Annotated in this window: 24 protein-coding genes; 9 read left to right on the forward strand and 15 right to left on the reverse strand. The window is 72.5% G+C overall.

Annotated features, from left to right (window positions below):
- Nucleotides 1–7: 7 nt before the first annotated feature.
- Nucleotides 8–373, forward strand: a complete 366-nt coding sequence (locus tag WMF17_RS42295) for a MerR family transcriptional regulator (RefSeq protein WP_437599224.1) — start codon at nt 8–10, stop codon at nt 371–373.
- On the forward strand, nt 354–1,019 hold the full coding sequence (locus tag WMF17_RS42300; RefSeq protein WP_437599225.1) for a hypothetical protein: 666 nt from the start codon (nt 354–356) through the stop codon (nt 1,017–1,019). The genes WMF17_RS42295 and WMF17_RS42300 overlap by 20 nt, the downstream gene beginning before the upstream one ends.
- Nucleotides 1,020–1,185: 166 nt before the next feature.
- On the opposite strand, the gene WMF17_RS42305 is transcribed toward WMF17_RS42300, so the two are convergent.
- Nucleotides 1,186–1,806: a single-stranded DNA-binding protein gene (locus tag WMF17_RS42305; RefSeq protein WP_437646584.1), complete on the reverse strand. Its 621-nt coding sequence runs from the start codon at nt 1,804–1,806 to the stop codon at nt 1,186–1,188.
- Nucleotides 1,807–1,994: 188 nt separating this feature from the next.
- Entirely contained in the window at nt 1,995–3,380 is a 1,386-nt protein-coding gene (gene mgtE, locus WMF17_RS42310) for a magnesium transporter (RefSeq protein ID WP_437599227.1), read from the reverse strand.
- 575 nt (nt 3,381–3,955) lie between these two features.
- Between mgtE and WMF17_RS42315 the strand changes: the two genes are divergently transcribed.
- Complete coding sequence (locus tag WMF17_RS42315) at nt 3,956–6,337, forward strand: hypothetical protein (RefSeq protein ID WP_437599228.1); 2,382 nt, start codon at nt 3,956–3,958, stop codon at nt 6,335–6,337.
- A 145-nt stretch (nt 6,338–6,482) separates the two neighbouring features.
- Nucleotides 6,483–7,175 carry a response regulator transcription factor gene (locus WMF17_RS42320; protein WP_437483500.1) on the forward strand — a complete coding sequence of 231 codons (693 nt, stop codon included), beginning with the start codon at nt 6,483–6,485 and terminating at the stop codon, nt 7,173–7,175.
- On the opposite strand, the gene WMF17_RS42325 is transcribed toward WMF17_RS42320, so the two are convergent.
- Nucleotides 7,157–8,098 carry a M23 family metallopeptidase gene (locus WMF17_RS42325; RefSeq protein ID WP_437646585.1) on the reverse strand — a complete coding sequence of 314 codons (942 nt, stop codon included), beginning with the start codon at nt 8,096–8,098 and terminating at the stop codon, nt 7,157–7,159. The genes WMF17_RS42320 and WMF17_RS42325 overlap by 19 nt on opposite strands.
- 158 nt (nt 8,099–8,256) lie before the next feature.
- On the opposite strand from WMF17_RS42325, the gene WMF17_RS42330 reads away from it, so the two are divergent.
- The gene (locus WMF17_RS42330) at nt 8,257–8,937 is read left to right on the forward strand and encodes a HEAT repeat domain-containing protein (RefSeq protein WP_437599231.1); all 681 of its coding nucleotides are present in this window, start codon (nt 8,257–8,259) and stop codon (nt 8,935–8,937) included.
- Nucleotides 8,937–9,764: a class I SAM-dependent methyltransferase gene (locus tag WMF17_RS42335; RefSeq protein ID WP_437599233.1), complete on the forward strand. Its 828-nt coding sequence runs from the start codon at nt 8,937–8,939 to the stop codon at nt 9,762–9,764. Before WMF17_RS42330 ends, WMF17_RS42335 begins: the two co-directional genes overlap by 1 nt.
- A gap of 46 nt (nt 9,765–9,810) precedes the next feature.
- Here WMF17_RS42335 and WMF17_RS42340 read toward each other — a convergent pair whose 3' ends face one another.
- A complete protein-coding gene (locus tag WMF17_RS42340; RefSeq protein WP_437599235.1) occupies nt 9,811–10,095 on the reverse strand; it encodes a (2Fe-2S)-binding protein in 285 nt (94 codons plus the stop codon).
- Between the two features lie 4 nt (nt 10,096–10,099).
- Nucleotides 10,100–10,462 carry a 6-carboxytetrahydropterin synthase QueD gene (gene queD / locus WMF17_RS42345; protein ID WP_437599237.1) on the reverse strand — a complete coding sequence of 121 codons (363 nt, stop codon included), beginning with the start codon at nt 10,460–10,462 and terminating at the stop codon, nt 10,100–10,102.
- A gap of 117 nt (nt 10,463–10,579) precedes the next feature.
- On the opposite strand from queD, the gene WMF17_RS42350 reads away from it, so the two are divergent.
- Entirely contained in the window at nt 10,580–10,723 is a 144-nt protein-coding gene (locus WMF17_RS42350; protein ID WP_437599239.1) for a hypothetical protein, read from the forward strand.
- A gap of 27 nt (nt 10,724–10,750) precedes the next feature.
- Here WMF17_RS42350 and WMF17_RS42355 read toward each other — a convergent pair whose 3' ends face one another.
- The 7 genes from WMF17_RS42355 to hemE all read right to left on the reverse strand — a co-directional run bounded on the left by WMF17_RS42355 (nt 10,751) and on the right by hemE (nt 19,785).
- The gene (locus WMF17_RS42355) at nt 10,751–12,121 is read right to left on the reverse strand and encodes a GAF domain-containing protein (RefSeq protein WP_437599241.1); all 1,371 of its coding nucleotides are present in this window, start codon (nt 12,119–12,121) and stop codon (nt 10,751–10,753) included.
- Between the two features lie 155 nt (nt 12,122–12,276).
- Nucleotides 12,277–13,398: an acyl-CoA reductase gene (locus WMF17_RS42360; protein WP_437651457.1), complete on the reverse strand. Its 1,122-nt coding sequence runs from the start codon at nt 13,396–13,398 to the stop codon at nt 12,277–12,279.
- Complete coding sequence (locus WMF17_RS42365; protein WP_437599242.1) at nt 13,398–14,588, reverse strand: acyl-protein synthetase; 1,191 nt, start codon at nt 14,586–14,588, stop codon at nt 13,398–13,400. Before WMF17_RS42365 ends, WMF17_RS42360 begins: the two co-directional genes overlap by 1 nt.
- A gap of 29 nt (nt 14,589–14,617) precedes the next feature.
- Nucleotides 14,618–15,976, reverse strand: a complete 1,359-nt coding sequence (locus tag WMF17_RS42370) for an aspartate aminotransferase family protein (RefSeq protein WP_437646586.1) — start codon at nt 15,974–15,976, stop codon at nt 14,618–14,620.
- A gap of 43 nt (nt 15,977–16,019) precedes the next feature.
- On the reverse strand, nt 16,020–16,919 hold the full coding sequence (locus WMF17_RS42375) for a GGDEF domain-containing protein (protein ID WP_012241235.1): 900 nt from the start codon (nt 16,917–16,919) through the stop codon (nt 16,020–16,022).
- Nucleotides 16,920–17,904: 985 nt separating this feature from the next.
- Complete coding sequence (locus WMF17_RS42380) at nt 17,905–18,690, reverse strand: class II glutamine amidotransferase (protein ID WP_437599244.1); 786 nt, start codon at nt 18,688–18,690, stop codon at nt 17,905–17,907.
- Nucleotides 18,691–18,735: 45 nt separating this feature from the next.
- Entirely contained in the window at nt 18,736–19,785 is a 1,050-nt protein-coding gene (gene hemE / locus WMF17_RS42385) for a uroporphyrinogen decarboxylase (protein WP_437599245.1), read from the reverse strand.
- A 212-nt stretch (nt 19,786–19,997) separates the two neighbouring features.
- On the opposite strand from hemE, the gene WMF17_RS42390 reads away from it, so the two are divergent.
- Complete coding sequence (locus WMF17_RS42390; RefSeq protein WP_437646587.1) at nt 19,998–20,624, forward strand: hypothetical protein; 627 nt, start codon at nt 19,998–20,000, stop codon at nt 20,622–20,624.
- A gap of 6 nt (nt 20,625–20,630) precedes the next feature.
- Here WMF17_RS42390 and WMF17_RS42395 read toward each other — a convergent pair whose 3' ends face one another.
- Entirely contained in the window at nt 20,631–21,818 is a 1,188-nt protein-coding gene (locus WMF17_RS42395; RefSeq protein ID WP_437646588.1) for an amidohydrolase, read from the reverse strand.
- A 142-nt stretch (nt 21,819–21,960) separates the two neighbouring features.
- On the opposite strand from WMF17_RS42395, the gene WMF17_RS42400 reads away from it, so the two are divergent.
- Entirely contained in the window at nt 21,961–23,094 is a 1,134-nt protein-coding gene (locus WMF17_RS42400; RefSeq protein ID WP_437646589.1) for an FAD:protein FMN transferase, read from the forward strand.
- Nucleotides 23,095–23,184: 90 nt separating this feature from the next.
- On the opposite strand, the gene WMF17_RS42405 is transcribed toward WMF17_RS42400, so the two are convergent.
- Entirely contained in the window at nt 23,185–24,108 is a 924-nt protein-coding gene (locus WMF17_RS42405) for a DUF4351 domain-containing protein (protein ID WP_437646590.1), read from the reverse strand.
- Between the two features lie 143 nt (nt 24,109–24,251).
- Nucleotides 24,252–25,040 carry an enoyl-CoA hydratase-related protein gene (locus WMF17_RS42410; protein ID WP_437483545.1) on the reverse strand — a complete coding sequence of 263 codons (789 nt, stop codon included), beginning with the start codon at nt 25,038–25,040 and terminating at the stop codon, nt 24,252–24,254.
- Nucleotides 25,041–25,047 lie beyond the last annotated feature (7 nt).

The raw sequence follows: 25,047 nt of genomic DNA on the forward strand, positions 1-25,047 counted from the left end.
CTTGGCGGTGCGCCAGCAGCTTCCGGCGAAGCTGTACTATCGGATCGGCGAGGTGGCCGGCATCGTGGGGGTCGAGCCGCACGTGCTCCGGTATTGGGAGACGGAGTTCCGCTCCGTCCGCCCGCAGAAGTCGGCGAAGGGGCAGCGGGTCTACAGCCGGCGCGACGTCGAGACGCTCCTCAAGGTCAAGGAGCTCCTCTATTCGCACCGCTTCACGATCGCGGGGGCGCGTCGCAAGCTGCGCGAGGGCGGCATCGAGCCGCCGCCCCCCGACGCGGGCGCGAGCCATGAGGAGGTGCAGCGGATGCGCACGGCGCTCGTCGAGATCCGCACCGAGGTGCTCGCGTTGATGGATGAGCTCGAGCGCGCCTGAGCTTCACGGCGTGGCGCCGGGCCTCGCGCTGCGCCTCTCGTTGCCTGCCGGGGCGCGCGATGCGCCGCATGCGGTGCTGCCCGCGATCGACGTCTCGGCGATCGCGGGGGCGAAGGTGACGCTCCGGCGGGGCGTCGAGGCGGACGGCCTCTCGCTGCGCGCGGTCTGCGCGACGGCCCCGTCGCGGCAGTGGGTGACCGGCCTGGAGGAGCTGGTGCTCGATCGGGCGTCGGGGCTCGTGCGCGGCGGCCTCGGGGTGGCGATCGAGCGGTGGGAAGCGGGGCCGATCCGCGCGCATTCACAGCGGTTCGAGCAGCCGTTCGAGGCGGCGGGGAGGGCGGGCGAGCGCGCGGTGGCGATCCGCGGGCGGCACGTGCTCGGCTTTGCCGGGAGCGAGCACGACGCGGCGCTCTGCAGCGTGGTCTGTCTGGAGGAGCCGGCGCAGGGCGCGGGCGCCCGGTGCGGCGCGCTGCTCGGCGCGACGGAGATCGAGGGCGCGTTCACGGCGCCGCCGGAGCCGGGGGTGCTCGTGCGGGCGATCTTCTTCGCCGCGGAGGAGCCGCTTACCGCGATCGCGGCGCTCGGGGTGCTCGCGGCGGCAGGCGTGGCCGTCGTGCTGGCGCGCCGCCCTCACCCCCGCCCTTGAGCGGCGCTCGCCCGCTTCGGATACGGGCCCACCTCGACGTCTTCGGTGCTCGGCGCACTGGAGTGCGCCTGTGCGCCGAAGACGCCGATCTGGGCCCGTCTCCTGTGCGGGCGGGCGCCGCTCTGCGCAGCGGGAATTTTGCTGGATTTACCTGGAGTTACGGGGATCAGAACGGGATGTCGTCGTCGTTGCCGCCGCCGTAACCGCCGCCGCCGAAGTCGTCCGGAGGAGGGCCGGCATCCGGCGCCGCAGGTGCCGGGCGACCGCCGCCGCCGCCACCGCCACCGCCGCCGCGGTTGTAGCCGCCGCCGGCCGGGCGACCGCCGCCGCCACCGCCGCCGGTGTAGCCACCGCCGCCGCCACCGCTGTAGCCGCCGGCGCCGCCGCCGGTGTAGCCGCCGCCGGGGTCAGCGCCGAACCCGCCCGCGTCGTCGTTGGCGACGCCGCGACCGCGACCCCCGCCCGTCAGCAGGACGTTGTTCGCGACCACCTCGGTCTTGTAGCGCTTGTTGCCATCCCGGTCGTCGTAGCTCGACGTGCGGAGCGAGCCCTCGATGAAGATCGAGGAGCCTTTGCTGAGGATCTTGCCCAAGGCCTCGGCGCGCTTGCCCCAGATCACGACATTGTGCCAGTCCGTCCGTTCTTTCCGGACCTTGTCGCGGTCCAGGTACGATTCGGTCGTCGCGAGCCGCAGGTTCAAGACGGCCTGCCCTCCCTGGGTGAACCGGAGCTCGGGGTCGGCGCCCAGGTTGCCGAGCAGCATCACACGATTCAAGCCTTCGGCCATCTTGACTCCTTCCGTAGGAGCGGTTCAGCGCACGTTGCGCTGAACGAAAGTCGCCTGTTTCACTCCCCCATGGGCGCCGACGCGTCAAGGGCTCGCGGCGCGCGCAGATGCACGGGCGATGCACGCGGCGCGCCCGCGCGGGGGAGCCGGCGCCGCCTCGGTCCGGACGGCGAGGTGCCCGGGGCCGCTCACCCGCCCGCCCCGCTCTGCACGAGGAGATCGGCCAGAAAGAAGCGGGCGATCGTGAAGTAGAGGAGGATCCCGAGGACGTCCACGAGGCTCGCGATGAACGGCGTGGAGCTGGTCGCCGGATCGAGGCCGATACGCCGGAGCAGGAGCGGGAGCATCGCGCCCACCGTGCAGCCCATGAGGACGATCGCCATCAGCGTCGCGCCGATCGTCAGGACGAAGCCGGTGCCGTCGCCCCAGAGCCAGACGCGGAGCATGCCGATGACGGAGAGCATAAGGCCAAGCACGACCGCCTGCCCGAGCTCGCGGACGAGCACGCTCGACCAGTCGCCGACGCGCACATCGCCGACGGCGAGGCCGCGGATGATGAGCGACGACGACTGCGAGCCGGAGTTGCCGCCCGTCGAGATGAGCAGCGGCACGTAGTAAGCGAGCGTCGCGACGGCCTTGAGGTCGTCCTCGTAACGCCGGAGCACCTCGCCGGTCATGAACTCGCCGACGAACAGCACGGCGAGCCAGGGGGCGCGCTTCTGGATGAACGTCCAGAAGCTCGTCTTGAAGTAGCTCTCGTCGATGGGACCCACCGCGCCGAGCCGCTGCATGTCCTCGGACTGCTCCTCCGTGAGGACATCCATCACGTCGTCGACGGTGATGACGCCGAGCAGCTTCCGGTCCGCGGAGAGCACCGGCAGCGCGTTGAAGTCGTACTTCGCCATGGTCCGCGCGACCTCTTCCTGGTCGGTCTCGGGGCTGACGGCGAAGACGTTCTCGGTCATGACGTTCGCGAGCTTCTCGGAGGGCGAGGCGAGCAGCAGATCGCGCAGCGAGACGACGCCGATGAGGTGCCCCCGATCCGAGACGATGTACACGTAATAGATGGTCTCGGCGTCCTCGCCGACGGCGCGGATCCGCTCGATCACGTCGGCGACCGTGAGGTGGATGCCCACCGACACGTAATCGGTGGTCATGAGGCCGCCGGCGCTGTCCTCGGGCCATTTGGCGAGCTCCTCGACCTCGGCGGCGGCCTCGGGGTCGACCTTCTCCAGCGTCGAGAGCAGCGTGCCGCTGACCTGGTCCGGCAGGGCCTCGATGAGATCGGTGCGGTCGTCGGCCGCCATCTCGGAGACGATGGGCGCGATGCTCTCGACGCCCATCTGCTCGACCAGGGCCTCCTGGGTCTCGCCGTCGAGGCGCTCGAAGATGGGCGCGGCGTCCTCGGCCTTGAGCGCCTTCAGGACCGTCGCCGCCTCGGCGTCGTCCAGCAGGCCGATGAGATCGGCGAGGTCTTCGTCGTGGATCTCGTCCAGGAGGTCGGCGAGCTGCGCCGGATCCTCGGCAAGGAGCTGCCGTACCTCCGGGACCATGGCGACGGCGACGCGCAACATGCTCGGGCACTGACCACAACTCGGCCCTGCTGGGAAGCGGCAAACCCCGGCCGGCGCGGGGGACGCGATCAGGCCAGCGCGCTCCCTTCGACCGAGGTTGAGGCGACCGGGGTTGAGGCGGAGGCGGCCGACCGGGGTTGCGCGGCCGAGGCAATCACGGCGCCGCCAGCCGATCGTTTCCCGGCCGACCGACCCAGGTTGAGCAAGGAAGAAGGTATGGAAAGGTAGGATGTAGCCTACTGCGTTGGCACCGCGCAATCAAGTTGACGGCGCAGCCCAGCGCGGAGATGGAGATCCTCGAAGCGCGGCGGCGGCATCTCGTTTGCTACGACGCCCTCCGGCGGGTCCGAGCGGGCCGGCAGGTCGAATTGACAGCGTTCCGGTCGGGTCCTTAGCATCGAGCTCCCGTCGAGCCGCGGATCGCCTGCGGAAGTCGGTCGTGGGCCCGTGGACGACGGGCCCTTTCAGTGGCTTGACCGCCGCGCAACTGGATCGGTGGTCGAAAGGAAAGTCCAATGATGACGCGGATTGAGCGTGAGAGGAGGCGCCCGTGGAGGGGCGCGGCGAGGCTCGCCATGGCGGGCCTCCTGGTAGCGGGCACAGGCAGCGCCTTCGGATGTCTGAACCGCCCCATCGCCACGAACGAGCCCCGCACGACGTCGACGATCGTCGAGCGGCTGACCCAGAGCTCGGTCGACAAGATCGACCTCCTCCTGGCCATCGACAACTCGGGCTCGATGGCCGACAAGCAGGACATCCTCGCCACCGCGATCCCCGACCTCGTGCAGGGTCTCGTCAACCCGCGCTGCATCCACAAGAACGGCACGGAGCCTTCCAGGACGGTCTCGTCGCCGAACGACGACTGCGATCCGGACTTCATGCGCGAGTTCGAGCCGGTCAAGGACATCCACATCGGCATCATCAGCTCGAGCCTCGGCGGCTACGGCTCGGCCGCTTGCCCGAAGTCGTTGAGCATCTCGAACGTGGACATGGGGCACCTCCTCGCGCGCGAGAGCGAGGACGACACCACGAACAACCTCCCGACCTACCTTGACCATGGCTTCCTGGCCTGGGACCCCGATCAGAAGCGCGGCAAGGGTGGAGAGCCGAACGTGCCCGACCCGGACGACGGCGAGGCGGACATCCTGGGCGACACGAACGCCGACCTCAACAACACGTCGCTCGTCGAGCAGCTCAGGGCGATGGTCAAGGGCACGGGGCAGTCCGGCTGCGGCTTCGAGGCGCAGCTCGAGAGCGTGTACCGATTCCTCGTCGACCCGGAGCCGTACGAGAGGATCGAGATCCAGGAAGAGAGCAAGAACATCGTGCTGGTGGGCACGGATCCGGTCGTCATCGAGCAACGCAGCCGGTTTCTCCGGCCGAGCTCCCTCCTCGCCATCATCATGCTCAGCGACGAGAACGACTGCTCGATCCGCGCGGAGAGCCGCAACTACCTCGTCGCCGAGACCAATGGGCGCATGTGGCGGCCGCGCTCCGAGTGCGCCGAAAAGCCGAATGACCCGTGCTGCAGGTCGTGTAGCCAGAAACAGGAAGGCTGCCCGGTCGACCCGGCATGCACGGGCACGGACGGCTACCCCGCCTTGCTGAGCAAGGAGGAGGATCCGGTCAACTCCCGCTGCTGGGACCAGAAGCGCCGGTTCGGCTTCGACTTCCTCCAGCCGATCGATCGCTACCGGCGCGGCTTCACCGAGGCCCGCGTCAAGAACCGCCAGGGCGATCTCGTCCCGAACCCGATCTTCAGCGATCTCGATCCGACCGACACCGACTCCTCCGTCCGCGATCCCGGGCTCGTCTTCTTCGCCGGCATCGTCGGTGTGCCGTGGCAGGACATCGCGCGCCAGAACGAGCGGGGCGAGCCGGACCTCCTGGCCGGCCTCAACGAGAACAACGAGCCGGTCGGCGGGTTCAAGAACGCGACCGAGCTCGGCGCCCCGCTGCTCGACAACGCGTTCAGCAGCACCTGGGAGCTCATCCTCGGCGACCCCGCGAACCACCAGCCGCCGAAGGATCCCTTCATGGTCGAGTCGATGGCGCCGCGCTCGGGCATGAACCCGATCACCGGCGACGCGATCGTCACGCCGGAGCAGCCGGGCTGGAACGGCATCAACGGCCGGGAGTACACGATCCCGCCGAAGAGCGGCGATCTCCAGTACGCGTGCATCTTCGATCTCCCCCAGTCGAAATCCTGCGAGGGGAGCAGCCAGAGCTGCGACTGCAGGGCGGGCGAGGTGCCGAACGACAACCCGCTGTGCCAGCCGGAGGGCACGAACAGTCAGGAGGACACGGCGCCCAGGACGACGACGCAGATCAAGGCGAAGGCCTACCCGGGCCTCCGCGAGCTGCAGCTCATCCGGGAGCTCGGGCCCCAGGGCATCGTCGGCTCGGTATGCCCGGCCCAGCTCGACAACGACAGGGGGGCCGACTACGGCTACCGGCCGGCGATCGGCGCCATCATCGATCGCCTGAAGACCGTGCTCGGCGGCCAGTGCCTCCCGCGCACCTTGACCCCCGACGCTAAAAAGCAGGTCCCCTGCCTGATCCTCGAGGCGCGCAACTCGCAGGGCCAGTGCACCTGCGACAAGCCGCTGGGGCGCGCCGAGGTGCCCCCGGGTTCGGAGCGCGAGGCCGCGAAGGACGAGGTGCTCTCCCTCGACATCGCGAAGGTCTCCGGCTGGGACTGCGTGTGCGAGATCCAGCAGCTCGAGGGTGTGAACGAGGGCGAGCCGGCCGTCGAGTGCAGGACCAACCCCAACGAGAACGTCGAGTCCGGCGGTCAGGCGGTGCACGGGTGGTGCTACGTCGACCCGTCGATCCGGCTCGGCGAGCCGACCATCGTCGCCGACTGCCCGTCGACCGAGCAGCGCAAGATCCGGTTCACGAACGAGGGCGACGCCCAGACGGGGGCCACGCTGTTCATCACCTGCTCCGGCGAGTAGGCTGACGGCTGACTGACCCGGCGCGCGGGGCCGATCGCGAGATCGCGCCCCGCGCCGCCTTTTGTGGCCCCGGAGGGGCTCCGTCGAGCCGGCCGGCAGGGCGCTCGCGGGGCCCGTCGGGTTTGTGCTAAGACCGCACTCCGTCGTGGCGGCACGCAAGAAGATCCTGATCATCGAGGACGAGCCTCACATCGTGCTGGGGCTGACGGATGCCCTCGAGTTCGAGGGCTTCTCGGTGGCATCGGCCTCGAAGGGGAAGGACGGCGTGCAGCTCGCGCGGCAGGAGAAGCCGGACGCGATCCTCCTCGACCTCATGCTCCCCGACACCAACGGCTTCAAGGTCTGCGAGGACCTGCGCCGCTGGGACGCGTTCGTGCCGATCATCATGCTGACGGCCCGCGGCCAGGAGATCGACAAGATCCGCGGCCTCGACGCGGGCGCCGACGACTACGTGACCAAGCCGTTCAGCGTGGGCGAGCTCATCGCGCGGCTGCGCGCGCTCTTCCGCCGCGCCGCCCGGCCGGCCGAGGCGCCGGTCGAGGTGTTCACCATCGGCAACGTGCAGGTCAACATGACCGCCCACACGGTCTCGCGTGGCTCGCGCTCGGATCAGCTGTCGTTCTACGAGGTCGAGCTCCTGCGCCTCCTGCACGAGCGCCTGGGCCAGCCGGTCTCGCGCGAGGAGATCCTCCAGAAGATCTGGGGGATCGAGGCCGGGCCGTCGAACCGCACGGTCGACAACTTCATCGTCAAGCTGCGCAAGAAGGTCGAGCGCTCGCCCGACAAGCCGGAGCACATCCTCACGGTCTATGGCTTCGGCTACAAGCTCGCGCCCTGACGCAGCGGCAGCACGTTGCGCAGGTCGCACGGCACCGTCACCGCGGCGTCGGTGATGCGCTTCGGGTCGAGATCCGAGAGGCGCGCGCCCTCGCGGAGCTGCCGCGCCTCGAGGTGCAGCCGGACGAGGCCCGTGCTGCCGGTTTCGCCGGCGTACCCGACCACGTCCCCCGCGTCGAGCCGCGCGCCCGCCACGACGCCGGGGCCAGGGCGATCGAGGTGGCCGTGGAGCACGACGACCCTGCGCACGCGATCCACGTCGCGCGCCTCGCGCACGTCGTGCGCCGTGGCGACCGTGATCCCGGACAGCTCGCCGACGAAGACGACCTCGGCCTTCCCCTCCTGGCCCTCGAGCCTCAGCGCCGCCACCCGCTCGCCCCGCGTCGCCGCGATCTCGACCCCGCCGGCCCAGGACGGCGGCTCGGGCCGCGCGGCGCCGATCGCGGCCACGGGGCCCGCTGGAGGCGGCGCGCCCGCCTGGGCTGGAGCGCCCTCGACGAGGAGGAACCCGGGCGGCTGATCCGGCGCGCCGATCGGGAACGCGTACGCGGCGGCGCTCGCCGGACGCTCGGGGCGGCGGGGGATGTGCTCGTAGGCCTGGCCGCGCGCGCCCGCCCCGGCGGGACGCGCCCCGGCGGGGCCGGAGAGCGCCGCCGCGCCGCCTTCGGGGAGCGGCGCGCCCGGCGCGGGCAGCGGGATGCACGCGGCGCCCTCCGGCACGGTGCGGGGGCCGCAGAGCGCCGCCGCGCCCGCCGCGCCGCGGGCTGCGGCCGCCGGAGGGACGATCGCGGGCGGCGGCGGCGCGGGGTCGTCGAGACCGCCGAGCGCAAGGACGAGGGCGGACGCGGCCGCGCCGCGCACGAGCGGGGAAGGGGAGACCGCCGCCCTCGTCGGGCGGGCTTGCGGTGAGCCGGACGCGCGCATGCCTCGAACGGTCTACCGTATCGCGCGCGGCTGGCGAGCGCGATACGGCGCCGCCGGGCCGGCGTGGCCGTGCCCCGCCGTGGACGGGAATCCGCGGGGAACAGGCCCTTGCTGCCTGCCAGCTTGCGGAGGCGGCGCGCTGTTGATAGCTCCTCTTCGTGCAAAATCGCCAAGCTATCGAGACGACCCTGAACAAGCTGTTCGACGCGGAGCGCACGGCTCGCCGGCTCCACGACGATCTGGCCGCCATGCCCGGCGATGCGTTGCTGGACGTCCTCACCGCAGCGATCGCGAGCGCGACGCGCGAGAACGATGAGGACGAGGCGGCGCTCCGGCTGGTGCGCATCGCGTCGCTGCTCGGCGAGCACGAGGGCCCGCGCGCGCTCGACGCCCTCATCGACGTGCTCGCCGCGGAGCACCCCGAGGCGCGGCAGGCGGCGGGCGAGGAGATCGAGCTGCTCGCCTACGACCGGTTCAAGGAGGTCGCGCAGGCGATCGAGCGGGCGCTCAAGCGACTGCCGCTCGGGTCGTCCGCGCTGCCGGAGCTGCCGTACCTCATCGCCGAGGTGCCGGAGCCGGGCGTGCCGAAGCTGCTCGGCCAGTTCCTTGGCCACAAGGATCCGGACGCGGTGGCGGCGGCGATCGAGACCCTTGTCGAGATCGGCGACCCGGCGCACGCGCCGCTGATCCAGCCGCTGCTCGGCGACATGCGCACGGTCGAGCTGGCGGACGACGGCGGCGAAGACGCGACGTCGGAGGTCACGATCGGTGAGCTCGCCGAAGAGGCGCTCGGTCTGCTCGCGCCCTACGACGAGGAGGAAGAGGACGGGGTCGCCTGATGATCGGCCCGCCGCTGAGCGCGGCGGACGCCGTGTTGTTCGAGCACGCGGTCGTCCCGCGCTACATCTCGTTCTTCGCCTCGCTGGCGGTCGACATGCTGCTGCCCTCCGAGGCGGCGCGCATCGTCCACCTCGGCTGCCGGAGCGGCTTCCCCGACGCGATCGTGGCCGACAAGCTGCCCGGCGCGACCCTGGTGGGCGTGGACGGGTCCGCCGCCGCGCTCGATCTCGCGCGCGCCAAGGCGGCGCTGTTCTCCGGGATGAACGCGAGCTACGTGCTCGCCGACGCCCTGCCGACGCCGCTGCCGGACGCGAGCTTCAGCCACGCGTTCACGCTGCACCCGGTCTGCCGCCCGGATGAGCGGGCGCAGCTCCTCGCCGAGCTGCACCGGGTCCTGGTCCCCGGCGGCCAGGCGCTCATCGCGCTGCCGCTGCGCGGCTCGTTCCCGGAGGTGGCCGACATCGCGCGGGAGTGCGCGCTCAAGCAGGACCTCTCGGAGCTCGGCGCGGCGGTCGACGCCGCCTCCGCCAGCCGTCCGACCCTCGAGACCATCGCCGAGGAGATCGAGGGCGCGGGGTTCGACGAGGTCGAGGTCGACGTCCAGCTCATCGCGGTGTCGTTCGACAGCGGACGCGAGTTCCTCGAGGACCCCATCTCGAGGCTGATGGTGATCCCCGAGGCGACGGCGATGCTCGATCTCGAGCCGCAGATCATCGACTCGATGCTCAAGTACCTGCACCACGCGGTCTCGAAGTACTGGTCCGAGGGCGTGTTCGAGCTGACCGTGAACGTCGGGTGCGCGAGCGCGCGGCGGCCGCTCGGCTGACGATCGACCCCGAGCGCCGGGCCGGGCGATCGAGGCGCGGCCGGCGCTAGCGGTCGTGCCCGCCGCCGCGGAGGCCGAGCTCGTCGAGCCCGGCGAGCGCCGCGAGCGAGACCGGGTGGTACGGGGGCCGCGGCGTGATCGGCTTCTGGACGTCGCCCCCGCGCTCCTCGATGAGCCGCGCGCAGAGCGCGAGGCACCACTTGCCCTGGCACCAGCCGGTGCCGAAGCCCGTGTAGCGCTTGACGGACTCGATGTCCTTGTAGCCGCGCTCCATCGCGGCCTCGAGCTCGTGCAGGGTGACGTCCTCGCAGCGGCAGACGAGCGTCTTCATCGACCTAGTCGCCCTCGTACTCGCAGCGCGCGTCGCAGGTCTCGAAGATGGTGACCCGGTTCAAGGACGGCAGCGACGGCGCGAGGCGGCTCCAGATCCACCGGGCGAGCACCTCGCTCGTCGGGTTCTCCAGCCCGGGGACATCGTTCAGGTAATGGTGATCGAGCAGGTCGTGGAGGGGAGCCCAGGCCTCGTAGAGGTGGCTGTAGTCGATGAACCACCCCGTCTCCTCGTTCACGGGGCCGCGGATCGCGACCTCGACCTTGAAGCTGTGACCGTGGAGGCGCGCGCACTTGTGCCCCTGCGGCACCTTGGGAAGGCGGTGGGCGGCCTCGAAGCGGAACTCATGCACGAGACGGACGTTCATTGGAGCAGCGGTCATGGGGCGGGCGCAGCGAGGCGTCAACGCCCGGCGGCCTCGCGGGGGGCGGCGGCGCGAGGTCCGGGGTTCCCTCGAGGGGCTCAAGCGGCTATATCCCCGGCCATGCCGCAAAAGCCCGCAGTGAGAGCCAAGAAGAAGCGACGCGACACGAAGCGCCTGGCGAACTGGCGCGCCAAGAAGGCGCTGCAGAGCGCCCAGGAAACGGCGCCGGCCAATCCGGCCGCCGCCGCGCAGCCCAGCAGCTGAGCCGCGAGCACCGGCCCTGGCCGGTGCTCAGCTCGCCGGCTCGTCCTCTCCGTCGTCGTCCGGCTCCGGCCCGGGCGAAGAGAACCCTTTGCGCCGCGCAGCGCGGACGGTCGCGACCTCGGCGCGGGACGGGTTGATCACCAGAAATCCGTGGTCCGCGTCGAGGAGCGCGACGTCGCCCGGTGACGCCCAGCGGAACGCGCCCGCCACGTCCACGATCGACGGCACGCCGAGCAGCTGGAGCAGCACGAGCGAGCGCGGCCCGGACCGGTCGCTGAGCACGACGCCGACCGGGTTGGCCCGGGCGGAGATCAGGAGATCGAACACCGTCAGCTGGTCGCCGACGAGGACCGCCTTCGACGGGAGCTCGGCCCGCGCGTCCGGGGTCGCCAGCATCAGGATCGCGTCGCAGAGGTCCTCGATGTCGCGGGCGCGGTCCTGCAAGAACGGGTCGCCGACGATCCCGTTGGCGGCTCGCGCCACCTCGCGGGCGACCGTCCCGAGCGCCTGCGCGACGCTCTGCCCGCCGGCCGCGAGCTCGAAGGCGCGCGCGCGCAGGCGGCCGTCGCCGATCATCAGGAGGTAGGTCGAGAGGAACGCCGCGTCCTGCGCGAGCCTCCGCTCCGCCGCGCGCGCGTGGAGGTCGACGAGCGCCTTCTCCGCGATGTCGAAGGCGAGCCGCAGGAGCTTCGGATCGCCGCGGCCCCGCTGCGGGCCGAGCGACGAGCTGGCCGGCCGCCGCAGGGCCGCGATCGCCCCGAGCGCGCGACCCGGGAGGACGGGCAACCCCGGCAGCGTGACCTTGCGCGTGCCCCCGCCCGTGCGCCGCCGCCGCTCGCGCAGCTCGTCGAGCACCTGCGCGTGGCGCGCGCCGGCCGCGATCGGCGCCGTCAGGGCCATGAGGAGCTCGACGTCCCGCGCCGTGAAGGCGCGATCCCCCGCCCGCTGCACGACCAGGGCGCCGAGCGGACGGCCGCTGCCCAGGATGGGGGCCGCCAGGAAGACCGGGAACCGCTCCTCGTGGAGCTCCGGGAACGCGCGGTAGCGCTCGTGCTCGGTCGCCTGGACGACCGAGATCGGGCGCAGGCACTCGACCGCCATGCCCGTGATGCCCTGACCGACCGAGAGCCGCACCGTGCCGCGCGCCTCGCGCGGGAAGCCGACGTTGCCGCGCAGCACGAGCTCGTCGCCGTCGCCCTCGAGGAGGTACAGCGACGCCACGTCGGCGCCGAGGATCGCGGCGATCCGCTGCGGCGCCTCGTCGAGGAGGAGCGACAGCGGCATCGGCTTCGCCACGAAGGCCAGGTACTCGATGACGAGATCCAGGCGCTCGTCGCGGCGTACCTGGATCCTGGCGGAGGTGACCGACGGCGGCGCGTCCTCGTCCTCGGCATCCATACGACGATCGCTATCACACACGGTCGCCCGAGCGCACCTCGCACGCACCAGCGCCCGGGTCGCGCGGCGGTCCAGGCGGCTTCGGCGGCACGACGGGCGCGCTTTCAACGTGCCGCCCGCCCGCCTCGGCGCGGCCGGCGGCAGGTCACCGGACGTCAGAGCGTCCGCAGATCGACCGGGCCGTCCAGGGGCGGGCGCTGCATCCACCCCAGCGCCGAGACCCGCGCGCGCGGCGCCGCGGCGGACGCGGCGCGCGCGAGCTGCCCGCCGCCGCCCGCGCCGATCGCGGTGATCGCGCCGCGGATCGGCGCGAGCAGCGCCGGAGCCGCCTCGGCGCTGCTCGCCGCGACGTGGACGACGCGCGCCGCGGGCGGTAGCAGCAGCGACCGCGGCGCCAGATCCACGCCGACCCCGTGCCCTTCGCCCTCCCAGAACGAGCCGACAGCCTCGAGGGTCGCCCGGTACATGGCCACCTCGGCGCGCGCGGCGCCGTCGAGCGGCCCGCGCGGGACGCGCGCGCCTGCCGCTGCGAGCGCCGCGTGCAGGGCGCGCGCGAGCGCCTCCGCGCGCTCGGCCGGGCCCTCCACCAGCGCGAAGCGCGGCGACAGGCAGCCGCGCTGATCGAACGGCACGACGTCGTCGGCGATGTCCCGCGCCGCCTCGTCGAGGCGCGCGTCGGGGCCGACCACGGCGAGCCCGAGGCCGGCGCCGTGCCCGCGCACGAGCGCGCCGCGGCCGGCCTGGACCCGCAGCGTCGCCACGGTCCGGTCCGAGCCGTAGATGTGCAGCTCGGCGCGCGGCGCATCGCCGGGCGCGCCCTCGCCGGCCGCCTGCGCTCCGGCGTCCCCGAGCGCGACGTCCGCGACAAGCGCGATGGCGCCGCCTTCGCGGCCGAAGCCCTCGTCGGCCTGCAGCGCGCGCACGAGGAGCTCCGCGACGACGGGATCGCGGCGAGACGGGCGCACGAAGACCTCCGGCGCCGTCGCCGCCGCGACGGCGATGGCCCGCAGCGGCGCCGTGCAGACGTTGGCGGCGAGGACCACGTAGCAGCGGCGCGCGCGCCCCGAGGTCGCCACGAGCGCGTCGAGCTCGCCGCGGCTCGGCGCGACCTCGAGGTGGCGGCCGAGCGCGAGCTCCACGCCCTCGGGGGAGAGGCCGCTCGTGGAAGGCAGCCGCCGGCGCGCCTCCTCGCCCAGCGGATCGCGCGCGTCCGCGATCCTCGCCGCCGCGGCGATCACGCGCTCGACCCGGCGGCGCCGCGCCGCGCCCTCGTCCATCACGGGTCGCCGCCGAGCATCTGGTCGATCGCGATCGAGCAGCCGCGCGGCGGCGCCCCGGACGCGCGGCCCAGGAGCTCGACGCCCTCGTCGGTGACGCGCACGCGATCGGCGGTCTGGAGGGCGACGGCCGAGTCGACGTTCGCGAGATCGACGATCCGCGCGAGCCCGATCTCGCCCGCGGGGAGCGGCGCGAGCGTCCCCGGGTCGACCGCGGTGACCCGCGTCCAGGGCGGCGCGAGGTAGAGCCCCGGCGCGGGGCCCTGTCTGCCGGCGAGCGCCGCCGCGAGGGTGCCCTCGTAGAGCTGGCTGGAGAGCTCCGTCATGCCGTACTCGCCCACGACGTGCGAGAGGGGCACCCCGAGCGACCGCGCGATCGACGCCCGCAGCTCCTCCGCGGGCACCTCGCGCGAGCGGCCCTTGTAGCCGCCGGTCTGCATGACGCGGCTCCCTTCGGGCAGCAGCGTCGCGCCCTCGGGCAGCTGCGCCTCGAGCAAGTGGACGAACGCGAACGATGTGCCGAGCACGATCGCCGGCTCGCCCGAGGCGCGCGCCTCGCCGCACGCGCGGGCGAACCCCGCGGCGTCGAGCTCGCCGTCGCGCACGTGCCAGCTCGCCGGCCCCGCGAGGCGCGCGGCGAAGCGATCGATCATGAACCCGAGCGACGAGTCCGGGACCTCGTCGAGCGGCGGCGCGAGGACGAGCGCCCGGAGCCGCGCGCCGTCGGGCCACAGGAGGCGCTCCCCCCAGGCGACCGCGGCGAGCTCGTACGTCGCCGTGGTGCGGAACGGGTGCTCGCCGCGGGACGCCGCGCCGAGGGAGGTCCCGCTCGTGCGGAAGACGCGCTCGTCCGCCCCGGCTGGGTGGGCCGCGACGCGCGCGAACCGGAAGACGTCGCACGGCACCGCGGGGATCTGCGCCGCGCGCTCCATCGCGTCGACGTCCGCGCCGCGCGCCTTGAAGAGGCGGGCGACCGGCGCGCAATGCGCGGCCTGGTGCCGGGCGAGGGCGACCGCGAGCGCATCGAACGTCTCCGGGAGCGCGGCGTCCGCCCCGCGCTCGCCCTGCCGAGGAGAGGCCGCCGCCGCCCGGCCGGCGCCGGGCGAGCCCGCCCTGTCGCGGAGGAGCGACGCCTCGATGAACGCCCGCGCGCGGCGGTGCAGCGCCTCGCTCTGATCGATCGGTCCCACGGGACCGGGATAGCACGCGCCGGCCGCGTCTAGGTCGAGAGCACGCGCGCCAGCGCGCCGGCCGCGGCCGACAGCAGCGCCTCGGGGATGGTGAGCGCCGGCGTCAGCGTCAGCGTCTCGCCGCGCACCCCGCCCGTGAGGACCAGGTAGCCCTCGGCCAGCATCCCGCGCATGGCCCGCAGCCCGAGCTCGGCGCTCTCCAGCTCCACGCCGACCATGAGCCCGGCGCCTCGCACGTCGACGACGCCCGCGCCGCGCCGGAGCGCCTCCCGGAGCATCTCCTGGAAACGCGCGCCCACGTCGCGCGAGCGCGCCGCCAGCTGGCCTGCGCCCAGGGCGTCGAGCGTCGCGAGCGCGGCGCTCGAGGCGAGGGGCGATCCGGAGTGCGTCGAGGTGTGGACCACCTCTCCCTCGCGCGCCCACGCGCGCATGATCGGCTCGGGCGCGACGCACGCGGAGATGGGGAGCCCGCCGCCGAGCCCCTTGCCGAAGCAGAGGATGTCCACCGGCGCCCCGAGCGCTCCCGTGCGCGTCATCGCCCCCGACCGACCGAGGCCGGTCCAGATCTCGTCCGCGATCACGAGCGCCCCGTGCCGGTGCGCCGCGTCGCAGAGCGCGCTCAGGAACGCGTCGGGCGGAACGACGCAGCCGCCCCGCCCGAGGATCGGCTCGAGGAGGATCGCGCCGACCTCGCCGCCGCGCAGCGCCGCCTCGACGGCGTCGAGCGAGCGCGCGGCCCCCGCCTCGTCGCGCGGGTACGGCGCGAACGTCACGCGCTGGTTGAGCTGCTCCGCGAAGGGGGCGCGGTAGCTCTCGCGCAGCCCGCACGCCGCGAGCGGCGCGTACCCGAGGCCGTGGTACGCGCCCTCGAAGGCGACGAGCCCCGGCCGCCCGGTCGCGAGCGCCGCCGTCTTGATGGCCGCGGTGATCGCGTCGCTGCCGCTCTGGCCGAGCAGCGCCATGGGCGCGGGCCCGGGGTGCAGCGCCGCGAGGCGCTCCAGCAGGGTGATCTTCACGTCGGCCGAGTACACGTCGCCGAGGGCGAGCGTCAGCCGCGACAGCTGCTCCTCCGCCGCGCGCCGCACGGGCGCCGCCGCGTGGCCGAGCAGCAGCGCGCCGAAGCCCGCGCACAGGTCGACGTAGCGGTTGCCGTCGACGTCGCACACGTTCGCGCCGTGCCCGTGCGACAGCACGATCGTCAGCATATCGGCGCCGCTCTTCTGCGCCCGCGCCTCGCGGCGCCGTCCGAACGCGGGGCACTCGACGCGCTCGAGCCGCTCGAGGGCGCTCCGCGATCGGGGACCAGGCGGCGGCACCAGGATCTCGGGCAGCGCTGCGCCGCCCTCCGCGCCCGGCGCCGCCGGCAGCGGCAGCTCGCTGTTCGGCATCGTCGTTCCTCCGCCGGGATCTAGCGCGCCCGCGGCCCGGCGCTCAGGCGCAAACCCGGTTTCTCCCGCTGTTCTTCGCGTGATAGAGCCGCTCGTCGGCGCGCTTGATGAGGTCGTTCGCGGTGCGATCGCCCTCCTGCAGCAGCGCCACGCCGACGCTGATCGTCACGCGGATGCTGTCGGCCTGGAAGACGAAGAGGTGCTCCGCGACCTTCTGTCGCAGCGTCTCGCCGAGCGCCGCGGCGCCCTCGATGGACGTCTCGGGCAGGATGATGGCGAACTCCTCGCCGCCGTACCGCGCAAAGACCTCATCGCGGCGGATGCGGCTCTGCACGATGCGCGCGACCTCCTTCAACACGAAATCGCCGGCCAGGTGGCCGTGGACATCGTTGATGCGCTTGAAGTGGTCGATGTCGAACAGGAGGATCGCGAGGTCCCGCTCGTGCCGGCGGCCGCGGATGATCTCGCGCTCGAGCGCCTCGTAGAGGTAGCGCTTGTTGTGGATCTGCGTGAGACCATCGATGATGGTCATCCGGTAGATCTCTTCGTGGTATTGCGCCTCCACGTCGGCGCCGGACAGGAATTTGAAGATCGTGGGGCCGATCTTCACCCTGTCTCCGTTCTTCAGCACCACCTCGCGGGAGATCTGCTCATCGTTGCAGTACGTCCCGTTGGTGCTCCCGTCGTCGACGACCATCCAGGCGCTCGGCCGCTGCTCGAAATGGGCGTGCCGCCGTGAGACGGAGTCGCCGTCGAGCACGATGTGGTTGTCCGCCCCCCGGCCGACCCGCGTCGGGTTGTTCTCCAGCACGAACCGCTTGCCGAGCAGCGTGGGCTCCTTCGTGTAGATCACGACCAGGCAGTCGGTCGTGTTCTTGCTGCCGCCGCCCGGTGGGGGCTGGACCACCTGCGTTACACGAGTCTTTTCGTCGAAGTCACTCACGCGCGCTCAGCCCAACCCGTCGTGCGACCTAGCCTCGACATCGTTCGAGCTCTTCCCGAGACGGAACCTACCGGGGCGCGGCTCTGCAGTCGCGACCCGACGGCTCGATATGCCCTAGCTCGCCCAACGTCAAAGCGTACTGACATGCCCCGACTCCCGTCAAGACGGCCATCCAGGCGGAGCCGTCTTCGATGCTTCCTCCGCCTTCCCGACCCGACAACGGCGCACGTCGCCCTCTGCGCTCCGTCGTACCCTTCCACGCTCTCGGCTTGTTCCCCGCACGCCGTCCACCCCTCGCCGCCGCTTGCTCTGCACTGCATCGCCTGTGCTCGCTGACGCGCCTTGTGGGGCGTTGTGCGCTTGTATCGCAGTGGAGGCGCCGCCCCTGTCTCTCGTGCAGCCCGCGCTGCCGTCGATGCGGCTCTCTCTATGCGTTTCCCGGGCGCGCCGCCACCCATCCGGCGAGCCGTTGAGCCGGCAAGGGAGAGAATGGTTCGCTGGATCACGATGTGTCTGTTCGGCTGGCATGCCCGCGTGCGGGGATGAGGCTCTGTGAGTTCTGCCTCAAAACCAGGGCGCATCACAACGCTGAACTGAGCGCTGCGCACGCCGCGACCGCGCTGCGCGCGGGCCTCTTTGCGAGCCGTGCCGGTTGGTTGACTTGGCATACGGGGTGCGTAGGATAGACCTGCGTCGCGGCGGAGACCTTCCCCCCCCAGGTCCGTCGCGACGTTTTTCATTTCAGGCTGCCCGTGGCCATCTCCACCCCCGGCGCGGCCGCGTGTTCCTTCCTGGGATGATTCCCGGAACAGCTCGTTCCTCGGCTAGCGATCATGCTCCGTCGCTGCTGGAACGGTTTGCCTCGAAAGGCATCAACGGGCCCAGCCGGAGAAGGCGTCGAGAAACCGACCTCGGCAGCAAGCAGAGTATTGACGAAGCGAGCCCTGCCGGGCGGGTGCCGGCGCGAGAGCCCGGGCGGCGTCGGTCACGAGGGCGACGGGAGCGTCGCGCGCAGCTCGCCGCCATCGAATACCCAGAGCTCGCCCGGTCGCCCCTGGGTCCAGGCTTCGTTGGCCGTCAGCGGCGTCGTCGCGACCACGGCGACGCGATCCTTCGGGGTCGTGACCGCGGAGAAGTCGACGCGGATGTCGTCGTCCACGAGCGTCGCGATGCCGAACGGGGCTTTGCGGACGACGTAGCAGAGCCGGGTCGCGCAGCGGGCGAAGAGGTGGCGCCCGTCGCCGAGCAGGAAGTTGAACGTGCCGTCTCGGCCGAGCTCGCCGCCCAGCGTCGCGATCGCCTCCCAGAGCTCGCTGGTCCGGCGCGGGTAGCCGGGGAACGCGCTGCGGAGCCCCTCCAGCAGGTAACAGAACGCGTGCTCGCTGTCGGTCGTGCCGATGGGGTTGAAGCGGCCCAGCGCGCGGCGCCGGACGCGGCGCAGCGTGCCGTTGTGCGCGAAGACCCAGTGGCGTCCCCAGAGCTCCCGCACGAACGGGTGCGTGTTGGCGAGCAGGACGTCGCCGCGGGTGCGGCGCCGGATGTGGCCGATCGCGAGCAGCGTCTTGATCGGGGTCTCGCCGAGGAACCGCGCCAGCGGGCTGTCGCAGGCGGCGCTCGGGTCGAGGAAGACGCGCGCCGCGCGCCCCTCGAAGAACGCGAGGCCCCACCCGTCGGCGTGGGGCCCGGTGCGGCCGCCCCGGTGCCGGAGGCCGTTGAACGAAAAGACGATGTCGGTGGGGACGTTGCACTCCATCCCGAGGAGCTCGCACATGCTCGAAGCGAGACCATATCACCCCGGGAGGGGTGAGGCGCAGCGTCAACGATCGGGCTCGCCCTGCAGCGACGCGCGCGGGATGGAGTGGACGAGATCGATGACCGCCTTCACGGTGTCGACCGGCGTCTCCGGGATGATGCCGTGGCCGAGGTTGAAGATGTGCCCCGCGCGCCCGCCGGCCTCGGCGAGCACCGCCCGCGCGCGGCGCTCGGCGACGGCGCGCGGCGCGCAGAGCAGCAGCGGATCGAGGTTGCCCTGCACGGCGCGGTCGTGGCCGATGCGCTGCCACGCCTTGTCGAGCGGCGTGCGCCAGTCGACGCCGATCACCGTGCCGCCGGCGTCGCGCTGCGCCTCGAGGAGCGCCCCGGTGTTCGTGCCGAAGTGGATGACCGGGACCCCGGTCGCCTCGAGATCGCGGAGGATGTACCGCACGTGCGGCTGCACGTGCTCGCGGTAGTCGTCGATCGAGAGCGAGCCGACCCACGAGTCGAACAGCTGCACGGCCTGCGCGCCGGCGGCGACCTGGGCGCGCAGCAGGCGGCGGACGACCTCGGAGATCTTGCCCATGAGCGCCGACCACGCCTCGGGATCGCTCCACATCAGCTGCTTCGTGAGCCGGTAATCGCTCGATTTGCCCCCCTCGACGAGGTAGCTCGCCATGGTGAACGGCGCGCCGGCGAAGCCGATGAGCGGCGTCTTGCCGTCCAGCTCCTTGCGGATGAGGCGCACGGCGTCGAGCACGTAGCCGAGGCCCTCCTCGGGCTCGAACACGCGCAGCCGCTCGATGCCGGCCCGGTCGCGCACCGGCTCGTGGATGACCGGCCCCTCGCCCTTCGCGAACTCGAAGGGGGCGCCCATGGGCTCGAGCGGCAGCAGGATGTCGGCGAAGAGGATCGCCGCGTCCATCCCGAGCCGCAGCGGCTGGAGGGTCACCTCGAGGGCGAGCTCGGGCGTCTTGCAGATCTCGAGGAGCGTGTATTTCTTCCTGAGCTCGCGGTACTCGGCCATGTACCGGCCGGCCTGGCGCATGAACCATATGGGCGTCACATCGGTCGGCTCACGCCGGCAGGCGCGCAGGAAGCGATCGTGCATGGAAGGCTCCAGGATGGGTCGAGGGGGCGCCCTCGGGGCGTACCTTCATGTCCGTTCAGCCATCTCCCGGCAACGGGTTTCTGGGAGCGCCGGGCCGTGGCTTTCCGGGAACGCCTGACAGTGTATTTTTGGGAGCGTGGCGTCCGACCCGGGGGTGGGCGGGCCAAAGGGCGACCCAAGCACCGGGCTTGCGCCGTGTAGACTAGGAATCTATGGCGCGTCCTTCCAGACCTCCCGGCTTTGACATGACGTACAGGCCCGAGAAGCGCATCGCGTTCGGGCCGCCGATGAAGGAGCGCATCCCGGCGCTGCTCTACCTCGGCTTCGCCCTCACCGCCTCGGCGGTGATCTTCTATGGCCAGAACGCTCCTTCGAGCTCGCGGATCTTCCAGTACGTCGTCGAGGGGGATCGCCATCGGCTCGTCCCCTCGAGCGTGTGCGCCATCATCCTGTGCGTGAGCGCGCTCGCGATGGTGCTGCGCGAGCAGATGCGCGGCGTGATCGTGCACCCGGACGGGATCGAGCTGCGCGAGCTGCTCGGGTTCGGGCTGCCGCGCGTGCGGCGCTTCGCCTGGTCGCAGATCGACCGCATGGCGGTGCCCTCCGCGCAATCGACGGCCCGCGCCGCCGGCGGCGCCGGCGCGGCCAACGAGGGCAAGCTGGCGAGCAACATCCGGCTGGATCTCTGGGACGGGTCCCGCACCTGGCTGCCGGACGTGGGAGACAGGATCGCGCTGTCGGTGATGCTGGAGCGGGTGGCCCTGGCGCGGGCGATCCCGATCGAGGGGGGGACCGGGCTGATGGACGACCTCGGCAGCCCCCTCCAGGACGACGGCTGACCTGGCCTAGGCCGCGCTCGCGCCGGCCTTCCGCTGCGCGAACTCCTCGCGCACGCCCCTCCGCAGCTCGGGATCGAGCAGGAGATCCGCGCACGTCATCGCCATCGCCTTGGCGGCGATCAGCATCGAGTCCTGGCCGGAAGCGCTCGCCGCCTTGGCGGCGAACGCGTGCTGGTGGCAGGTCGTCTCTCCCTTGCCGCAGATCGCGATCCACGGGTGAATGGCGGGGAGCGCGTGGGACACGTCGCCCATGTCGGTCGAGCCGGTGCCGACGGCGGGGTCCATCTCGACCGGCGAGCGGCCGAGGGCGCGCAGGTGCTCGCCGAAGCGGCGCGCCATTTTCCGGTTGTTGACCATGTTCTTGTAGCCGCCCTGGTCGACGAGCGTGAGCTCCACGCCGCTCGCCATGGCCGCGCCGCGGGCGCAGCGCTCGACGATCCCCCGCACGCGGGCGAGCTCGTCGGTGTCGAGGGCGCGGACCGAGAACTCGGCCACCGCGACCTCCGGGATGATGTTGACCGCCTGGCCGCCGTTCTTGATGAACCCGTGCACCCGGACGCCGTCGCGGAAGTGGACGCGCTGGCCGTCGATCAGCCGGAAGGTGTCGAGGCAGGCCGTGAGCGCGCTGTTCCCGTCCCACGGCGCGAGCGCGGCGTGCGACGGCTTGCCGTGGAACTGGAGCTCGAGCCAGGTGCTGGCCAGCGTGTCGTGGGCGAGCAGGTCGCGGTCGAACGGGTGGAACATCATCGCGGCGTCGACGCCCTCGAAGGCGCCCGCCTCGAGCAGCCGGATCTTGCCGCCGCCCCCCTCCTCGGCGGGCGTCCCGACCAGATCGATGGTGCCGGCCACGGCGTCCTTCTGCCGGGCCAGCGCGAGGAAGGCGCCGAGCGCCCCCGCGGCGATCAGGTTGTGCCCGCAGGCGTGGCCGATCTCCGGGAGGGCGTCGTACTCGGCGAGGATGGCGAGGTGGGGGCCCTGGCCCTGCCCGATGCGCGCGCGCAGCGAGGTGGGCATGCCGGCGAGCCCGCGCTCGACCTGGATGCCGTTCTTCTCGACGGCCTCGGCGAGCCACGCCGCGGCCTTGTGCTCCTCGAACCGGAGCTCGGGGCTCGCGTGGATGCGCGCGGCGATCTCGCGGAGCTCCGGGGAGAGGTCGTCGATGTCACGCGGGATGCGGCTCGGGTCGAGGCTCATGGGCGGGCAATACTACCCTGGATCCGCGCGCCTCGCCTGGGCCATGGTGGCGCCGGCGGAGGAGCTCCGCCGCCGGCGCCCGTCCGCGACGATGCCGCGCGGTCGGGCGTCCTCGCGGTTCTCACGGAATCAGGATCCTCGAATGGTCGGACCGCGCTGCTCCTCGCTCCTCCTCGGCCTCGCGGCGATGCTCGCGCCGCCCGCGCTCGCCGCGTGCGACGCCCCGCGCGCGCGTCAGGAGGCTCCGCCGGCGGCCTCGAGCGCGGCGCGTGCGCCGGATCGGGGCGCGGCGGCGCAGGCAGAGCCCGCCCGCGTCGCGGTCGAGGCGAGGGCGATGGGGACGAGCCTGCTCCTCGCCGCCTACACGAGCGCGGCGATGGACGAGGCGGCGATCAGGGCCAGGCTGGAAAAGGCGATCGCCGAGATCCGCAGGCTCGAGGGGCTCATGACGACCTGGCGGCCGGAGAGCGAGCTGTCGCGGGTCAATGCGGTGGCCGGGGAGGGCGCCGTGGAGGTGAGCCCGGAGTCGCTCGCCGTGATCGAGAAGAGCCTCTGGATCAGCGAGCGCTCCGGGGGGGTCTTCGACATCACCTTCGAGGCGATGCACGGGCTCTGGAAGTTCGATGAGGACATCGACGACAACGTGCCGCGGAGGGACGATGTCGAGCGGGCGCGGGCGCTCATCGATTACAGGCAGATCAAGCTCGATCGTGCGAAGCGCACGGTGATGCTCGGGAAGCCGGGAATGCGGATGAGCCTCGGGGGGATCGCGAAGGGCTACGCCGTCGACGCCGCGGCGCGGGTGCTGCGGGCGGAGGGGCTCTCGTCGTTCTTCGTCCAGGCAGGCGGGGACCTCTACATCGCCGGGAAGAAGCCGGACGGGTCACCATGGCGGGCGGGTGTCCGGGATCCGCGCGGCAAGGACGCGAGCGACTACTTCGCGATGATCGAGGTCGAGGACCACGCGTTCTCGACGGCGGGCGACTACGAGCGGAGCTTCATCAAGGAGGCCCGGCGCTACCACCACATCATCGATCCGCGGACGGGATTCCCGGCGTCCGAGAGCCGGAGCGTCACCATCTGGGCGAAGGACGCGCTGACCGCGGACGCGGTCGACGACGCGGTGTTCATCCTGGGGGCCGAGAAGGGGCTCGCGCTCGTCGAGTCGATCGAGGACTGCGGGGCGGTGATCGTCGACCGGAGCAACAAGGTGTGGGTGTCGAAGCGGCTCGGCGGGAAGGTCGAGGTGCTCCGCCAGCCGACGGATGGGCTGTAGGTGGGGCTGGCGCGGGGGACGCGCTGCGGGGGAGGGCGCCTTCGTGCGCGGAGGGGGGCTAGAGGCGAGCGCCTCGCGATGTGCGGCGCTTCAGCCCTCGAAGAGCTCGTCCAGCGTCCTGGCAGCGAGGATCCGCTCGGCCCATACCGCGAGCCGCTCGCCGGACGCAGCGAGGATCTGCTCCCGCCTCGCCTCGGGCACCTCTCCGAACCGCGTCCGGAGCTGGCGTAGCAGCACGGCACGCTGGCCCTCGTCGAGCCCCGCGCGCCGCCCCTCGTCGAGCCCCGCGCGCCGCCCCTCGTCGAGCCCTGCGCGCCGCCCCTCGTCGAGCGCCGCCTGGCGCTCGCGGGCCTTGATGGCCTCGATCTCGGGGTTGCCCTTGCGCTCCAGCGCGCGGACGACCTCACGCTCGGCCGCCGCGCCGTCGAGCAATGCGCGGACGGGGACCGGACGGACCAGGCACGGATCCTCGATCGTCGCGTCAGGCGTGAGCGGCACGAACCTCCCCTCGGCCGCCGACCATTCGGCGACCTCGTCGCGCTTGACGAAGAGGGCGAAGACGCGGCGCACGCCCCGGGCGAGGAGATCCTCGGCCTTCTCGCGCACGTCCCGCATCGATTGCTCGTTGACGATCTCGAACGAGAGCTCCTCCAGGTACCGGCGCCCCGTCGCCGGATCGGTCCCCGCCCTGCGGATGGAGAGGTCGGTGGCGAAATCCGAGCCCTCGGCGACGCGGGTGATGAGATCGGCCGCGCCGATGTAGCCGGGCCGAAGGTGCGGCGCGATCAGGAAATCCAGCCGCACCTGCTGCTCGGCGTGCGGCTCCAGCGCCGGCGCAGCGACGACCTTGCGCCCGCGGATCAGCTCGTCGCGCGTCACCTCCGGCGCCACGAGGTGCTCATCCACGGCCGGGAAATGCGCCCGCCGGGGCTCCGCGGGCGGGAGCTTGGCGGCCGCGCCGCCCCGGGCGGCCGGGGCGAGCAGGAGCGCGGCACCGGTCGGCTTGGGATCCATGAGGACAAGGCTAGCACGACGTCGGTCCCACGAGCCTCGCCGCCGCGCCAGCGCGCGCCGCGGGGCCGCTCCCGGAGCGCGCGCCGTCACCGCCGCTCGCGGCCGTCACCGCCACTCGCGGCCGTCACCGCCGCCCGCGGCCGTCACCGCCCCCGGTACACCGGCTTCCGCTTCTCGGCGAACGCGCGCAGCGCCTCGAGCCGATCCTCGCTGCGCAGCGTCTCGTCGTAGTGCACCCGCTCGATCTCGAGGCCGAGATCCAGCGGCACGTCGTAGCCGTCCTCGATCGCCCGGAGCGCCGCCGCCTGCGCGATGGGCGCGCCGCGCGCGATCGGCTCGATCCACGCGATCGCGTCGTCGACCACCGGCGTCCCCTCGGGCGATACCCGGTTCACGAGCCCCCAGGCGAGCGCCTCGGCCGCGGTGAGCTTCCTGCCGAGCAGGATCATCTCCTTCGCCCGCGCCTCGCCGACGACCCGCGGCAGCCGCTGCGTGCCGCCCGCGCCCGGGATGATGCCGAGCGACGTCTCCGGCAACGCGAGCTCGACGTGCGGCGCCGCCACCCGGAGATCGCAGAGCAGCGCGAGCTCCAGCCCCCCGCCGAACGCGACCCCGTTGATCGCCGCGATCACCGGCTTCGGGCTCCGCGCGAGCACCCCGAGCTCCGTCCGGTACAGCCCCACCTGCCGACGGACGTCGTCCGGGCTCATGCCCTGCCGCTCCTTGAGGTCGGCGCCGGCGCAGAACGCCTTGTCCCCGGCGCCCGTGATCACGAGCGCCCGCACCTCCGGATCGTCCACGAGCTCGCGCCCGAGGCGCCCGAAGGCGAGCAGCGCGTCGCGGGAGAGCGCATTGCGGCGATCCGCCCGATCGAGGGTGAGCACCGCGACCGCGCCGCGCCGGTCGAGCTTCACGGGAGAGGCGTCCGACATGGAGCTT

This window comes from Sorangium sp. So ce362, assembly GCF_051519845.1.
Taxonomy (GTDB): Bacteria; Myxococcota_A; Polyangia; order Polyangiales; family Polyangiaceae; genus Sorangium.